This window comes from Amycolatopsis keratiniphila, assembly GCF_000400635.2.
Lineage (GTDB): Bacteria > Actinomycetota > Actinomycetes > Mycobacteriales > Pseudonocardiaceae > Amycolatopsis > Amycolatopsis keratiniphila.
In genome coordinates, this window is sequence record NC_021252.1 from 7,798,355 (window position 1) to 7,812,871 (window position 14,517).

General features: G+C 67.0%; 14 protein-coding genes. 2 read left to right on the forward strand and 12 right to left on the reverse strand.

Features of this window, described 5'->3' with window-relative positions; translation table 11 throughout:
- Positions 1-43 precede the first annotated feature (43 nt).
- The gene (locus AORI_RS75945; RefSeq protein WP_228688246.1) at positions 44-943 is read left to right on the forward strand and encodes a hypothetical protein; all 900 of its coding nucleotides are present in this window, start codon (positions 44-46) and stop codon (positions 941-943) included.
- Positions 944-1,031: 88 nt separating this feature from the next.
- Here the strand turns inward: AORI_RS75945 and AORI_RS75950 are convergent, their stop codons facing one another.
- The 12 genes from AORI_RS75950 to AORI_RS76005 all read right to left on the reverse strand — a co-directional run bounded on the left by AORI_RS75950 (position 1,032) and on the right by AORI_RS76005 (position 14,027).
- Complete coding sequence (locus tag AORI_RS75950) at positions 1,032-2,753, reverse strand: S8 family serine peptidase (protein WP_043848388.1); 1,722 nt, start codon at positions 2,751-2,753, stop codon at positions 1,032-1,034.
- Positions 2,754-2,829: 76 nt separating this feature from the next.
- Entirely contained in the window at positions 2,830-3,828 is a 999-nt protein-coding gene (locus tag AORI_RS75955) for an ABC transporter ATP-binding protein (RefSeq protein WP_016337267.1), read from the reverse strand.
- The gene (locus AORI_RS75960; protein ID WP_016337268.1) at positions 3,821-4,813 is read right to left on the reverse strand and encodes an ABC transporter ATP-binding protein; all 993 of its coding nucleotides are present in this window, start codon (positions 4,811-4,813) and stop codon (positions 3,821-3,823) included. The genes AORI_RS75955 and AORI_RS75960 overlap by 8 nt, the downstream gene beginning before the upstream one ends.
- 6 nt (positions 4,814-4,819) lie before the next feature.
- Positions 4,820-5,773 (reverse strand): ABC transporter permease, encoded by a 954-nt coding sequence (locus AORI_RS75965; protein WP_043848389.1) that lies wholly within the window; start codon positions 5,771-5,773, stop codon positions 4,820-4,822.
- A complete protein-coding gene (locus tag AORI_RS75970; protein WP_016337270.1) occupies positions 5,766-6,692 on the reverse strand; it encodes an ABC transporter permease in 927 nt (308 codons plus the stop codon). The genes AORI_RS75965 and AORI_RS75970 overlap by 8 nt, the downstream gene beginning before the upstream one ends.
- A 110-nt stretch (positions 6,693-6,802) precedes the next feature.
- Complete coding sequence (locus AORI_RS75975; protein WP_016337271.1) at positions 6,803-8,422, reverse strand: peptide ABC transporter substrate-binding protein; 1,620 nt, start codon at positions 8,420-8,422, stop codon at positions 6,803-6,805.
- A 257-nt stretch (positions 8,423-8,679) separates the two neighbouring features.
- Positions 8,680-9,633 carry a Ppx/GppA phosphatase family protein gene (locus AORI_RS75980; RefSeq protein WP_016337272.1) on the reverse strand — a complete coding sequence of 318 codons (954 nt, stop codon included), beginning with the start codon at positions 9,631-9,633 and terminating at the stop codon, positions 8,680-8,682.
- Positions 9,634-9,709: 76 nt separating this feature from the next.
- The gene (locus AORI_RS75985; protein WP_016337273.1) at positions 9,710-10,873 is read right to left on the reverse strand and encodes a lytic transglycosylase domain-containing protein; all 1,164 of its coding nucleotides are present in this window, start codon (positions 10,871-10,873) and stop codon (positions 9,710-9,712) included.
- Positions 10,874-11,056: 183 nt separating this feature from the next.
- Entirely contained in the window at positions 11,057-11,572 is a 516-nt protein-coding gene (locus AORI_RS75990) for a DUF501 domain-containing protein (protein ID WP_016337274.1), read from the reverse strand.
- A gap of 18 nt (positions 11,573-11,590) precedes the next feature.
- Positions 11,591-11,953 carry an FtsB family cell division protein gene (locus AORI_RS75995; protein ID WP_123799156.1) on the reverse strand — a complete coding sequence of 121 codons (363 nt, stop codon included), beginning with the start codon at positions 11,951-11,953 and terminating at the stop codon, positions 11,591-11,593.
- A 195-nt stretch (positions 11,954-12,148) separates the two neighbouring features.
- Entirely contained in the window at positions 12,149-13,435 is a 1,287-nt protein-coding gene (gene eno, locus AORI_RS76000) for a phosphopyruvate hydratase (protein ID WP_016337276.1), read from the reverse strand.
- A 103-nt stretch (positions 13,436-13,538) separates the two neighbouring features.
- The gene (locus AORI_RS76005) at positions 13,539-14,027 is read right to left on the reverse strand and encodes a VOC family protein (RefSeq protein WP_016337277.1); all 489 of its coding nucleotides are present in this window, start codon (positions 14,025-14,027) and stop codon (positions 13,539-13,541) included.
- 71 nt (positions 14,028-14,098) lie between these two features.
- Here AORI_RS76005 and AORI_RS76010 point away from each other — a divergent pair, with 71 nt between their 5' ends.
- Positions 14,099-14,512, forward strand: a complete 414-nt coding sequence (locus AORI_RS76010) for a tetratricopeptide repeat protein (protein WP_016337278.1) — start codon at positions 14,099-14,101, stop codon at positions 14,510-14,512.
- The last annotated feature ends 5 nt before the right edge of the window (positions 14,513-14,517 follow it).

Genomic DNA, 14,517 nt, shown 5'->3' on the forward strand with positions numbered 1-14,517 from the left:
GGACTCATACCTACGTCAACACAGTCGACACGGCGTCATCCGCGTGGCGACCCTGGAACAACTCGGGGTCACGCAAAGCACGTCGTATCGAAGATGCCAGCCTGGTGGACGGTGGACTCACCTGCTACCCGGCATCGTCCTGCTCTCGAAGGAGCAGCCATGCGCACGGCAACGAGTAGAAGCCGCGCTGATGCTCACCGGCTCTAGAGGGATCATCACCGGCTTCGAGGCCGCACGACGATACGGACTACGGCAGTCCGGCCCTCATGGGACAGTCCACGTACTCATTCCACAACAGCGCAAGGTGCGAAGCGTCAAGTTCGCGATCATCGAACGAACGATCGCGATGCCCGAACGCCGCGTGCTCGAAGGAGTACCGCTGGCGGCACCGGCTCGAGCCGTCTTGGATGGTGTAAGGCGCATCCGAGATCTCGACCCGGTTCGTGCCCTGCTGATCGAAGCCATCGAGACGGGCCTCTGCACAGTGGACGAGTTGAGCGCCGAACTCGAATCCGGCAGCAGGCGAGGGACAGCTCTCCCTCGTGCCGTGCTCCGCGAGCTAGCCGCCGATGTCAAGTCCGTCCCTGAAGCGGCATCGCTGGCGATCTGGGAGAAAGCGGGACTGCCGCTTGCCGAGCGAAACGTCAAGATCTACGACGCCTTCGGCAACTACATCGGCAAACCCGATTCATGGTGCGACGAACTAGGCATGGCATGGGAAGTCGATTCGTATGCCTTCCACTTCGGCAGGGACGCCTATCGGAAGACCCTTCACCGCAACAATCGCTACGCGGCTGCGGGGATCATCGTCGTCCAAACCTTACCGTCTCGGATTCGCGACGAACCGGCGAAGGTCATCGCCGAACTCCGTGCCGCGGCCGAGGCGGCGGCACGACGTCCGAGACCTGATGTCACCGTGGTCCGCACCGATCGAGCCGCCTGACGTTCCAGCCTGCACATGCTATGAAAGGTCCTTTCCTTGCAAATTTTGCAAGGAAAGGACCTTTCATAGCACTCTAGCGACCGAGGGATCAGCCGCGCAGGTACTGGGAACCGCGCGTCACAGCCGACCAGGCGTCAACGGCACCATGGCCGTAGAAGCCGTTGAACGAAGCGTCACCGGTGCAGGTCGCGGTGAACGAAGCGTCCCGGCCTTCCTTCAGGTAGTCGACGGTCCGCGGCACCGGGCAGGCGATGTCCGAAGCCGTGCCCTCGAGCACCCGCTGCACGGCGTCCGGGTTCATCCCGAAGTCACGCGAACCCTTGCCGTACTGCGAAACGATCAGCGCGGCGACACCCGAAGCGTGCGGCGACGCCATCGACGTCCCCTGCAGCCACTGGTAGTAGCCGACGCGGCCGTCGGCGGCGGTCGCCTTCTGGATACCGGCGGAGACACCGTCGGGCGTGAGGTTCCCGTCCGCGTCGATCATGCCCTCCGCGACACCGACGTTACGCGGGTACGTCGAAAGGATCATGTTCTCGTTCGTGCGGTACCACGGGGTGCCGAAGTAGTCACGGAAGTATCCGCCGGGCGCGGACACCGAGATCTGCTCGACGCCGTAGTTCGAGTAGTCCGCCTTCGCCTGCGACGGGCCGAAGGACGAGACACCGATCGTGTGCGGGCCCTCGACGGGCAGCGAGAGGCAGCTCGCGTTGTCGATCTGCCGCGGGTGCGTGCTGTTCGAAGGGTAGTTGGGGCTCGACGCGTCGGGCTGCGGGGCGCCGAGGTCGCTGTGCTGGTTGCCCAGCGAGACGACCTGGGTGACGCCCTTGCGGTGCGCGTAGTTCAGCGCACGGGTCGTCGCCTCGATGATGGTGCGCTGCTCGGCCTGCTGCTCCGCCGAGTCCGCGGGGTTCGCGGTGCAGTTGTACAGCCAGGGATCCGTGAAGAAGCTCATGTTCACGACGTCCACACCGGCGTCGCCGGCGTAGGTGATCGCGTCCACGGTCGGCTGCAGGAAGAACGAGCCCGAGTCCTGCCCGGCGCGGAGGTTCACCAGCGTCACGTTCGGGGCGACGCCCGAGACACCGAAACCGTTCGCGGCCGCGCCGATGGTGCCGGCGACGTGCGTGCCGTGCCCGTTGTCGTCGTGGTCCACCGGGTCGACACAGCTGCGGAACTCACACGGCCCGTCGACGACGGCGCCGTTCACGTCGTTGACGATATCCTTGGTGAAGTTCCGCGACGCCGCGCGGTCGAAGTTCGGCGCGATGTCCGGGTGGCTGCCGTCGACGCCGGTGTCGATGACGCCGACCTTCACCCGCTTGTCACCCGGCTGCTTGGTCCGCGAAAGGTCCGACCGGACGGATTTGAGGCCCCAGAGCTGATCGTCGAGCGGGTCCATGCCGACGGCGTTCGCCTGCACCGGCTTCTTGGCCGACGCGCCGCCGCGGCCCTCCTTCTCGACGGCACCCGGCTTGTCCTTCACCTTGCCCTGCTTCGGCGCGGTGCCGATCGCCTTCGCTTTGGCGGCACCGAAAACCGCGCGGTCCGCGGAGACTCGCTCGGCGAAACCGTTGGCGGGCGCGGTCGCGGTGATCAGGCCGACCGCGGCGTTGCTGGTCACCACGGTGCCCCCGGCGGCGCGGATCGCCCTTTCCACCGAGGCAACGCTTTGGCCTTCACGGGCCAGGACGGAGAATTCGGTCGCCGCACCCGAAAGCTGCGGCTGCGCGGAAGCCGTCGGCGCGGCGACGATCGCGCCGAACAGCGGTACCGCGAGCGCGATCACGAGAGATCTTGGCTTTTTCACTTCCTGCCTCCTGAAGAAAACTATTCGTGCAAACTACGTCAGCCATGGCCACGTATCAACGAAGTCCCTACGAAAGTCAGGGGACGACGGTTTTCTCCTCCGCGAAATGGCAGGCGGACAAATGCCCACCCGCCCGGGTGATCAATTCGGGTTCCTGATCGGCGCAAATGTCCTGCGCCTTCCAGCACCGCGTGCGGAACCGGCAGCCGGACGGCGGATCCAGCGGGCTCGGCACGTCGCCTTCCAGGCGGATCACCTGCCGCTGCCCGCGCAACGCCGGATCCGCGACCGGCACCGCGGACAGCAGCGCCTGCGTATAGGGATGCGACGGATGTTCGTAGATCTCCTCTTCCGTCCCCATTTCCACGATCTTGCCGAGATACATCACCGCGACTCGCGTGGAAAGGTGACGGACAACGGACAGATCGTGTGCGATGAACACATAGGAAAGGCCGAATTCCTTCTGCAGTTCACCGAGCAGGTTCATCACCTGCGCCTGGATCGAAACGTCCAGCGCGGAAACCGGTTCGTCGCAGATGATCACCTTGGGTCGCAACGCCAGCGCCCGCGCGATCCCGATGCGCTGACGCTGCCCGCCGGAGAACTGGTGCGGATAGCGGTTGATGTGCTCCGGGTTCAACCCGACGACGTCGAGCAGCTCCCGCACCTTCGCCGCCCGCGATCCCTTCGGCGCCACCTCGGTGTGGATTTCGAAGGGTTCGCCGATGATGTCGCCGACCGTCATCCTCGGGTTCAGCGAGGTGTACGGATCCTGCAGCACGATCTGGATCTCGCGCCGCAGCCTCCGCAGTTCCGCTCCCCGCAACGCGAAGATGTCGCGGCCTTCGAAGGTCGCGAGCCCGCCCGTGGGTTCCTCCAGTCGCATCAGCACCTGAGCCAGCGTGGACTTGCCACAACCGGACTCCCCCACGACGCCGAGCGTTTCGCCCGGCATCAGGTCGAAGGAGACCCCGTCGACGGCCTTCACGTGCCCGATGGTGCGTTTGAAGAGGATCCCGGCCCGCACCGGGAAATACTTCACCAGGTTCTCGACCCGCAGAATGGGCTCAGACACGGCCGCTCACCACCTCGTCGGCGAAGTGGCAGGCGCTGACCCGGCCGAAACCGAGACTGTGCAGGGCGGGCCGTTCGGTCTCGCACCGGCTTTCCGCCCGCGGGCAGCGCGGATGGAACGGGCAGCCGGGCGGGACGTTCAGCAGGCTCGGCGGCAGGCCCTTGATGGTCTCCAGCGTCTGTCCTTTGAGGTCGAGCCGCGGCAGCGAGGCCATCAGCGCCTCGGTGTAGGGATGCCCCGGCGAGCGGAACAACTCGGCGACGTCGGCCTGTTCGACGATCCGGCCCGCGTACATCACGGCGATCCGGTCGGCGACCTCGGCGACCACCGCCAGGTCGTGGGTGATCAGGATCAGCCCCATCCGCCGTTCGGCCTGGATCTCCGCCAGCAGGTCCATGATCTGGGCCTGCACGGTGACGTCGAGCGCGGTCGTCGGCTCGTCCGCGATCAGCAGATCCGGATCGAGCGCGAGCGACATGGCGATCATCGCGCGCTGCCGCATCCCGCCCGAGAACTGGTGCGGGTACTCGCGGACCCGGCGAGCGGCCGCCGGGATACGCACGATGTCGAGCAGTTCGATCGCCCGTTTGCGTGCGTCCTTTTTGGACATGCCGAGCCGGACACGCAGCTGTTCCTCGATCTGGAATCCCACGGTGAAAACGGGATTCAGCGCCGACAGCGCGTCCTGGAAGATCATCGCGATCTCCCCGCCCCGCACTTCACGCCGCCGCTCTTCGGTGGCGGTGAGCAGATCCTCGCCGCGGTAACGGACCGCGCCACCGGTGACGACGGCGGGCGGGCTGTCGAGGATGCCCATCACGGTCTGCGCCGTGACGCTCTTGCCGGAGCCCGATTCTCCCAGCACGGCAAGGGTTTCCCCGGCGTGCACGGAGTAGTCGACGCCGTTGAGCACGGTCGCGACACCGTCGGAGGTGCGGAATTCGACGTGGAGGTCTTCCACTTCCAGCAGCAATTCGTCGGTCACGGCCGATCACCGGGCCTTCGGGTCGAGCGCGTCGCGGATCCCGTCACCGAGCATGACGAAGGCGAGCACGGTGATGGTCACGAATCCGGCGGGGAACAACAGCATGTGCGGATTCACCCGGAAGTAGTCCCGCGCGTCGCTGATCATCACACCCCACGAGACGACCGGTGGCCGCACACCGACACCGAGATACGCCAGTGTCGCTTCCGCGCCGATGAACGCGCCGAGCGCGATGGTCCCGTAGACCAGCACCGGCGCGACCGTGTTGGGCAGCAGATGCCGGAACACGATGCGCGGCGTGCTCGCGCCGAGGCCGCGCGCGGCCTTGACGTAGTCGAGCTGTTTGGCCACCAGCGTCGCCGACCGCATGATGCGCATCGCCACCGGCCAGCTCAGCGCGGCGATCGAGACGACCACCTGCACGATGATGGTCACCACGCCGGGGTTCGAGCCGGGCGCGTTGAACGTGGTCAGGATGACGATCGCGCCGAGCACGAACGGCAGTGCCGCGAAGATGTCGCCCACCCGCGAGAACAGGCTGTCGACGAGACGGCCGTAGTACCCGGCGATGATCCCGACCACCGAGCCGATCAGGATCGTCAGGATCGTCGCGAAGACACCGACCAGCAGCGACGCCCGCGCGCCGTGGATGGTCCGCGCGTAGACGTCGTAACCCTGGTTGTCGTAGCCGAACCAGGCGTCCGCGGACGGTCCTTCGTTGGCGTGGAGCAGATCACTGAACCCGGCGGGCCGGGAACTGAACAGGTCGGGCGCGATCGCGATGAGCACGACGAGCGCGATGATGAGGGCGGAGATGATGAACGACGGCCGCTTGCGCAACATCCGCCAGGCGTCGCCGCCGAGGCTGCGCGGTTTGTGCGCCTCCGCGGAGTCGTCGGCGACACCGGCACCGGCGACGTCCACAGAGGACACGCCGCCGGCCACATTGGGGTCAGTCATAACGGATCCTCGGGTCGAGAACGGCGTAGAGCAGGTCGACGATGAGACTCACCAGCAGGTAGACCATCACCAGCAGGACGACGACGCCGGTGACGGTGGCGCCCTCCCGGTTCTGGATACCGCGGAAGATGAGCCCGCCGATGCCGTTGATGTTGAACACGCCTTCGGTGACGATGGCCCCGCCCATGAGCGCGCCGATGTCGGTACCGATGAAGGTCAGCACCGGGATCACCGAGTTCCGGAGCAGGTGCACGCCGACGACGCGGCTGCGCGGCTGGCCTTTCGCGACGGCCGTGCGGACGTAGTCGGCGTGCCGGTTCTCCGCGATGCTCGTTCTGGTCAGCCGGGCTATGTAGGCCATGGAAAGGCTGCCGAGCGCGATTCCGGGCACGATCAGTTCGCCGATCGTGGCGTCCTCGGACACGCTCGCGTCGATGATGCCCAGTTCCGAACCGAGGACGATCTGGAGCACGATCGCGGTGACGAACACCGGGATCGAGATCAGGAACGTGGTGGACATCAGCACGAGGTTGTCGAGGAAACCCTTGCCGCGCAGGCCGGTCAGGATACCCGCGGACAGGCCGATGATCGCTTCGATGGCCACCGCGATGAGGGCGAGCCGGACGGTCACCGGATAGGCGTTGCCGATCAGCTCGCCGACCGAGACACCGTTGAAGGTCTCGCCCCAGTCGCCGGTGAACAGGTTGCCGAGGTATTTGAAGTACTGGACGAAGATCGAATCGTCGAGGTTGAACTTCGCCGTCATCATCTCGATGTAGGCGGGCGGGCAGGCGACCTGGCCGCATTTGCCGGCGAACGGGTCACCGGGCACCGCCCACACGAGGGCGTAGATGAGGAACGTCGTGCCGAAGAAGACCGGGATGAGTTGGAGTAGGCGTCGAAGGATGTACTGGGGCATGGGCGTGCCGTCCTGGGGATCGCGTGGTGGGAGCCTTCGGTCCGGCTGGTCGTGAGTGGCGTTTCGGGTTAGAACCCGAAACGGCACTCACGACCAGCGCAACCACGCGATTACTTCGCCGCGACCTCGATGGACGAGTAGTCCGCGAGACGGCCGAAGTCGAGCTTCGCGACCTTGAGCCGGTTCGACTTGCCGCCGACACCCTTCTCTTCCCACACGGGGATCTGCGGCAGGTCCTTCGCGATCAGGTCCTCGGCCTGCTGGTACAGCTTGATCGCGGCCGCCTTGTCGGCGGTCTGGTCCGCCTGGGTCAGCAGCGCGTCGACGGCCGGGTTGTTGTACGTGGAGTCGTTCGACGAACCGGTGCTCTTGTAGCGCGGGTTCAGGTAGTTCTCGATCGACGGGTAGTCGGCGGACCAGTCGGAGCGGCCCATGCCGGTCAGCTGGCGGTTGTTGACGATGCTGCGCCACTGCCCGAAGTCGGTCGCCGGCACGAAGTCGCATTCGACGCCGAGCGCGTTCTTGATGCTGTTGCACGCCGCGACCAGCGGCTCCTTGCGGCCACCGTCGGCGTTCGACGCGATGGTCAGCTTGCCGGTGAAACCGGACTTCGCGAAGAACTCCTTGGCCTTCACCGGATCGAACTTGCAGAACTCGCCGCAGACACCGGGCCGGTAGCCCTCGATACCGCGCGACACGTAGCCGTCGGCGGGCGCGTAGGTGTCGTTCATGACGGTCTTGACGATCTGCTCGCGGTCGATGGCCAGCGAGATCGCCTTGCGCAGGTCGAGGTTGTTGTAACCCGGGACGTAGTACGGGAGCGCGAGCGCGCTGATGCCGAGCAGCTTCCCTTCGACCAGACGCTCACCGAGGTCGGTCTTGTACTTGCCACCGGCCTTCGCCGCGGGCGGGAGCGCCTCCATGAAGTCGAGGCGGTTGCTCAGCAGATCCTGGTACGCGGTCTCCTGGCTGGTGTAGATGCGGACTTCCAGGTCTTTGAACTTGACCTTGTCCTCGCCCTGGTACTCGTCGTACCGCGTGAGCTTCATGTTCTGGTTCGGCGTGCGCGAAACGAACTTCAGCGGACCGTTTCCGATCGGGGCCTTGGCGAACGCCTCCGGGTCGGCGAAGAACTTGTCCGGCAGCGGCGCGAAGGCGAGGTAACCGATCTTGGTGGCGAACACCGAGAACGGGCCCTTGAGGGTGACCTGGAACTCGTAGTCGTTCACGACCTTGAGCCCGGACATCTCCTTGACGGCGGGTTCCTTGGCGCTGATCTCGTCGTAGCCCTGGATCTGCTCGAAGAACGACGCGTTCTGCATGCCGTTCTTGCCGTTCGCGCTGTAATTCCAGGCATCGACGAAGTTCTTGGCCTTGACCTCGGTCCCGTCGTGGAACTTCCAGCCCTTTTTGATCTTGATGTCGAAGACCTTGGAATCGGTCGTGTTGATCGATTCGGCCATCAGGTTGTACGGCTCGGCGGTGTCGGATTTATAGCCGACCAGCGCCGAAAAGACCGGCTTGAGGGCCTTGGAGCCACCGAGTTCGTTGGTGTTGGCGGGAATCAGCGAGTTCTCCGGCTCGGTGCCGTAGACCGAAACCGACGCGTTGGCGTCGGTGGCGCCGGATCCCTTGTTCTCACCGGACCCACCACCTCCACAGGCCGTCAGCAGCAGGGCCGCCGTGGCCACCACCGCCGTCGCTCCCCAGAACCCGCGTGAAGCCCGCATGTCCCCTCCAACTCTCGTCGTCGGATAGTCCGGCGGGCGCTGGTCGCGCCCTACCGCCCAGAAGGTGAGACGACGCTATGGGACAGGTGAAGGCGATCACAGTGCGTTGGTGTTGCAAATGTGTGACGGTCTCCTGGACCACCCGGTTAGAGCACAACGTTGGTAGGAACCATGCTGGGCCGAATGGCTCAATCCGGACTGGAGGTCACCACTTGATCACCTAAAGAAATGGCTTCACGTAAGAGAAAACCCGACTGTCAGGCCAACGACAACGCGATCCCGTCGAGGATGTCGTGCTCGGAGATCACCAGTTCGCCGGGACCACCGCGCGTGGCGAACTGCTCCGCCAGCACCTGCACGATCACCGAGCCGCCGCCGATCACGTCGACCCGGCCTGGGTGGATCACCGGATTCGCGGCGCGGGTGGCGTGGTCGGCCGTGAGAAGCGACTGCGCGACCCGGTCGATGTCGGCGTGGGAGAGCTTGGAAAGGTGCGTGCGCTCGGAGTCGTACTCCGACAGGCCCTGCGCCACGGCGGTCAGGGTCGTGACCGTCCCGGCGACGCCGATCCACGTCTTGGCGGTGGACACGTCCACGACGTCGAAGGCCTCAGTGAGCACCTTGGCGGCCAGCTCGCGGGCTTCGGCGATCTCGGCCGCGGTCGGCGGGTCCGATTTCAGCGCGCGTTCGGTGATCCGCACGCAGCCGATGTCGACCGACTTGGCCGCGATGACCTCGGCCTGGCGACCGTCCCAGGTGCCGACCACGAGTTCGGTCGAGCCGCCGCCGACGTCGACCACCACGAAGGGACCGTCGTCGGGATCCTGTTCGCCGACGGCGCCGGTGAAGGACAGGCGGGCCTCTTCATCGCCGCTGATGACCTCGGCCTCGGTGCCGAGGATCTCGCGCGTCATCGCGAAGAACTCGTCGCGGTTGCTCGCGTCACGGGTCGCGGACGTCGCGACCATGCGGACCTTCTCCACGCCCTTGCGGCGCGCGGCGATCGTGTAGTCGGCCAGCGCCTTGCGGGTGCGCTCGAGCGCCTCGGGCGCCAGCTTGCCGGTGGCGTCCACACCCTGGCCGAGGCGGACGATCCGCATCTCGCGGTGCAGGTCGCGCAGGTCGACCGTCCCGTCGTGGCGGGGGGTCAGCTCGGCGACGAGCAGGCGGATGGAGTTGGTCCCACAGTCGATCGCGGCAACACGAGGCATGCCCGGAGATTACAGCGGAGCGGAGCTTCTCCGTTGAGGGTGGTGGCGGGGGCATGGATGGATTAGACAACGCCGATCAAGTCGGGTCGACGGCTTTGCTCGTCGACGACACCGTGGTCGTGACCGTCGTCGGCGAGGAACAGGTCGGCGGCGGAGTCGGCGTCGTGCTCGTGGTCGTCGGACTCGTGCTTGTGTTCGAGGTCGACGACGACGGCGTCTCCGTCACGGTGACCGTCGGGCAAGCCGGCAACTTCGGGGTCGTCTTCGACGAAGACGACGAACTCGAATTGCTCGGCGGCAGCGAGCTCGACGGCGGCGGCGTCACCGAACCGGGTGGTGTCGACGGCACCGGAGGCGGCGGCACCGACGGCGGCGGCGGAGCGGCACCGGCGTTCGGGGCGCCGATGGGCACCTTGCTGTCCGGCGTCGGCAGCACTCCCGTGCGGTAGGCCTCGGCCCAGATCAGCACGGTGTTCACGTAGGTGTCCGAGTTGTTGTAGCGGAACACGGCCGCGCGCAGCTGATCCGGTTTCGACAGATCGAGGCCGCCGGAGCACAGGTACCGGCCCGTGCCCAGCGCCGCGTCGAAGATGTTGTTCGGATTGGATTCGCCGTCGCCGTTGCCGTCGGAGGCGTAGCGGGCCCAGGTCGACGGGATGAACTGTGTCGGGCCGACGGCGCGATCCCAGACCGTGTCTCCGTCGAACTTGCCGCCGTCGGTGTCCGGGATTGCCGCGAACGGCCCGGCGCCGTTGAGCTGCGGGCCGAGGATCGGCTCCAGCGTGTTGCCCTTCGCGTCGACGTAGCCGCCGCGCGCGTGGTTCGACTCGATCCGGCCGATACTCGCGATCAGCGCCCAGTCGATATGGCAACCGGGCTGTTCGGCGATGAGGATGTCGGCGGCGTTGCGGTACGCGGCGAGCGCGGTGACCGGGATGCCGAGCGGACCGTTGGGGAGTTCGTCCGCGGGGAGCGGGAGCGGGGTCGGCGCGTTCGGCAGGCTGCCGTCGACGCCGATCTGCTGGACGAGCGGGTTCTTCGGGTCGTAGCCCCCGACGAGGGCGACGTTGTCGGTATGGATCGTGCTCGCCGTCGCGGCCCAGCTGCCGGCACCGACGACCGCGGCACCGGCCGGGACGATGGCGAGGACACCTCCGGCGACCGCGGCGATCGTGCGGTGCCGGAGACAGAGTCTCCGGACATGACCGGAGACCGCGCCTGGCATCTGCCTCACGCGCATACCTCTGAACCCTCCCGGCGGATCACGACTCGGTGATCCGGTACACCCACCCCGACAAACCCACGACCGGTACCCAGCCTGCCGCATGCGGTGACCGGTTTCACCCCATTGAGGACGACCAGTTGGCCGACATCGGGTGAATTAACCCGCCTGGAGGAACTATCTGTACACCGGCGGCCGGTGTTACCCCTGGCAGTCGCCCGATGGCCATCCGTTCGACTTCAGCAAAGCGAGGGTTTCGTCGCCGAACGGGTTCACGCCGGGGCCGACCGCGAGCGTGTGCGCGAGGTGGACGTGCAGGCATTTGACGCGGCCGGGCATCCCGCCCGCGCTGACTTCGTGACCGAGCGGGTCGATGGCGTCGCGTTCGGCGAGGTAGCTCTCGTGGGTCCGCTGGTAGGCGGCCGCCAGCTCGGGATCCTCCGCGAGCCGGTCGGTCATCTCCTTCATCAGCCCGGACGCTTCGAGCGTGCCGACCATGGAAGTCAGCTTCGGGCAGGTCAAGTAATAGAGCGTGGGGAACGGCGTGCCGTCGTCGAGGCGGGGGCTGGTCTGCACGACCGACGGGTGGCCGCTCGGGCAGCGCGCGGCGACGGCGCGCAGCGCACGGGGTGCCCGGCCGAGCTGTTCCGCGATGATCTCGCGGTCGGCGTCGGTCACGGGCTCGAAGGAAGACTTTTCCGTGCTGTTCACACCCATAAGGCTAAAGGGGGCGCTTCAGCCGCCCGCGACCTGATCCCACAGCTTCTCGTACCAGGAGCCCGCGGGCACCGGCTGCTGACCTTGCGGCTGCCCCTGCTCGGGCGCCTTGTCCTCGGGGAGCTGCACGATGTACGGCGTCTCGCCGGGCTTCACGAAACCGAACCGCTTACGGGCCTCGGCTTCGATCTGCGCCGGGTCGCTCAGCTCGGCCTTGCGGCCTTCCAGCTGGGTGACGCTGCGCTGCAGTTCGGACTGCAGCTGCTGCTGTTCGTTCACCTCGGACTTCTGGCTGAGGTACGTGCGCAGCGGGACGGCGATGGTGAACGCGAGCGCGCACACCACGATCGCCACCACCGCGGCCCGGCGGGTGGTGGACATGCCGAGCACCTTCGCGGCACCCGATGCCCGTTTCGCCGCCAGGCTGCGGCGCAGCCGGGTTCGGGCGCGGACCTCCGTCGTCGTCGTGCGACGGGCACGCTCCGGCCGGCGGCCCCTGCTGGAGCCACCACCGCTCGCGCGCCCGCCGCTACGACGGGTCGTCGTCCGCGCCCTCCCCCGGTCCGCCATGGCTGATTACCCCTCCGGGCTGAACCGCGGGAACGCGAGGTCGCCGGCGTAGCGAGCCGCGTCGGCGAGGGTCTCCTCGATGCGGAGCAGCTGGTTGTACTTGGCGATCCGCTCGCCGCGCGCCGGGGCGCCGGTCTTGATCTGGCCGACACCGGTCGCGACGGCGAGGTCGGCGATGAAGGTGTCCTCGGTCTCGCCGGACCGGTGGCTCATCATCGACTTGTAGCCGTAGGAGGTGGCCAGCGAGATCGCGTCGAGGGTCTCCGACAGGGTGCCGATCTGGTTGACCTTCACCAGCAGCGCGTTGGCGGCGCGGCGGGTGATGCCCTCTTCGAGACGGTCCGGGTTGGTGACGAACAGGTCGTCGCCGACCAGCTGGACCTTCTCGCCGATCTCGGTGGTCAGCTGGACCCAGCCGTCCCAGTCGTCCTCGCTCAGCGGGTCCTCGATGGACACGAGCGGGTAGTCGCGGACGAGCTCGCCGTAGTAGGCGGACATCTGCTCCGCGCTCTTCTTCGCGCCTTCGAAGGTGTACGCGCCGTCGGAGAAGAACTCCGTCGCGGCGACGTCGAGCGCGAGCGCGACGTCACGACCCGGGGCGTATCCGGCCTTCTCGATCGCCTGAAGGATCAGGTCGAGCGCTTCGCGGTTGTTCTTCAGGCTGGGCGCGAAGCCGCCTTCGTCGCCGAGGCCGGTCGCCAGGCCGCGGCCCTTCAGGACCGACTTCAGCGAGTGGTAGACCTCGGTGCCCCAGCGCAGGGCCTCGCGGAACGACTCGGCGCCGATCGGCGCGATCATGAATTCCTGGATGTCGACATCGGTGTCGGCGTGCGCGCCACCGTTGAGGATGTTCAGCATCGGCACCGGCAGCACGTGCGCGTTCGGCCCGCCGAGGTAGCGGAACAGCTCCAGCTCGGCCGACTCCGCGGCGGCCTTCGCGACGGCGAGCGAAACACCGAGGATGGCGTTCGCGCCGAGGCGGGACTTCGCCGGCGTGCCGTCGAGGTCGACCAGCTTCTGGTCGACGATGCGCTGGTCGACGGCGTCGGTGCCGACCAGGTCCGGGCCGATCTCGTCCAGGACGGCCGCGACCGCGCGCTCGACACCCTTGCCGTTGTACCGGCCGGTGTCGCCGTCACGCAGCTCGACGGCTTCGTGTTCGCCGGTGGACGCACCCGAGGGGACCGCGGCCCGCGCCAGCGTGCCGTCGTCGAGAGCCACCTCCACTTCGACCGTCGGGTTGCCTCGCGAGTCCAGAATCTCGCGAGCGCCTACCTGCTCGATGAGCGCCACGCCATGCTCCTCATGTGGGTTGTGCCTGCGGTGACCGGGCCCAGCCTAGCCGTCACCGCAGTTCACCCGTTGGAGGCACGCGCCACAGCACGCCCTGACCAGACTATTCCGCGGCTGGTTCGTCCGCCCGGACTTCCTTCCAGCCCGACGGAAGCTCGACGGTGTCGGAGAACTGCTGCCAGAAGGTCCAGCTGTTGCCGCCGATGTCGGAGACGGTGAACACGCGGGCGCCGTACGGCTGGTCCTGGGGAGCGTCGATGTCGACGTCGTCGCCCAGGGCGGCGCGGACCCGCTCGTACTGCGCGTCGGCGTCGGCGACGTAGACGATGTTCAGCTGCCCGACCGGACCGTCGACGCCCTTGGCCTGCCAGTACTCGGGGCCGACCCCGGCCAGCTGGATCTTGGCCGGGCCGGCGCACAACGTGGCCTGGAACACCTCTCCGGAGGCGTCGGCGAAGCGCACTTCTTCGGTGAACCCGAACACTCTGACCAGCCACGCGACCGCCTCGGTGGCGTCGGCGTAGTAAAGGTATGGCGCGAGCCCGACGTATCCGGGCTCGGTTTCGGGCCTATCCGCTTCGGTACCGCTCATGGCAGGACAGTCCACCATGACCGTTTCAGCAGTCGAGATCGGCCCTGCCCAGGCGTATCGTGGAGCGGACCATGATGGATGCCGAACCCGCCCCAGAACCCGGCCCGGACCCGTCCGGCGAGTCACGGTTCCGCGCCTTCCGGCAGGCGGAGGCGCTGGTCGAAAGCCGCAGACCGCTCGACGCCCTCAAAGCACTCGAGCCCTTGCTGGAACACGAAACCGACAAACCGAGCGTTCAGTTGCTGGCGGGGCGCGCGTACTTCCACTCCGCACAGTTGCGGCGGGCGGAGCGTGCCTTCACCCGGGTGCTGGAGCTGGATCCCACCGATCATTACGCGCGGTTCGTACTCGGACGGACCCTCCAGCGCCTCGGCCGGTTGACCGAGGCGCTCGCGCAGATGCGGATCGCCTCGGCGATGCACCCGATCCCGGAGTATCTGGAAGCGATCAGCGAGGTCAGCGCGCGGATCGCGTTGCGCGACTGACCGGG

What these genes read in the sequence shown, in the direction of transcription:
- AORI_RS75965 (WP_043848389.1), bottom strand. Translation starts at nt 5,773, where the DNA reads ATGACTGACCCCAATGTGGCCGGCGGCGTGTCCTCTGTGGACGTCGCC.
- AORI_RS75970 (WP_016337270.1), bottom strand. Translation starts at nt 6,692, where the DNA reads ATGCCCCAGTACATCCTTCGACGCCTACTCCAACTCATCCCGGTCTTC.
- AORI_RS75975 (WP_016337271.1), bottom strand. Translation starts at nt 8,422, where the DNA reads ATGCGGGCTTCACGCGGGTTCTGGGGAGCGACGGCGGTGGTGGCCACG.
- AORI_RS75980 (WP_016337272.1), bottom strand. Translation starts at nt 9,633, where the DNA reads ATGCCTCGTGTTGCCGCGATCGACTGTGGGACCAACTCCATCCGCCTG.
- AORI_RS75985 (WP_016337273.1), bottom strand. Translation starts at nt 10,873, where the DNA reads ATGCGCGTGAGGCAGATGCCAGGCGCGGTCTCCGGTCATGTCCGGAGA.
- AORI_RS75990 (WP_016337274.1), bottom strand. Translation starts at nt 11,572, where the DNA reads ATGGGTGTGAACAGCACGGAAAAGTCTTCCTTCGAGCCCGTGACCGAC.
- AORI_RS75995 (WP_123799156.1), bottom strand. Translation starts at nt 11,953, where the DNA reads ATGTCCACCACCCGCCGGGCCGCGGTGGTGGCGATCGTGGTGTGCGCG.
- AORI_RS76005 (WP_016337277.1), bottom strand. Translation starts at nt 14,027, where the DNA reads ATGAGCGGTACCGAAGCGGATAGGCCCGAAACCGAGCCCGGATACGTC.
- AORI_RS76010 (WP_016337278.1), top strand. Translation starts at nt 14,099, where the DNA reads ATGATGGATGCCGAACCCGCCCCAGAACCCGGCCCGGACCCGTCCGGC.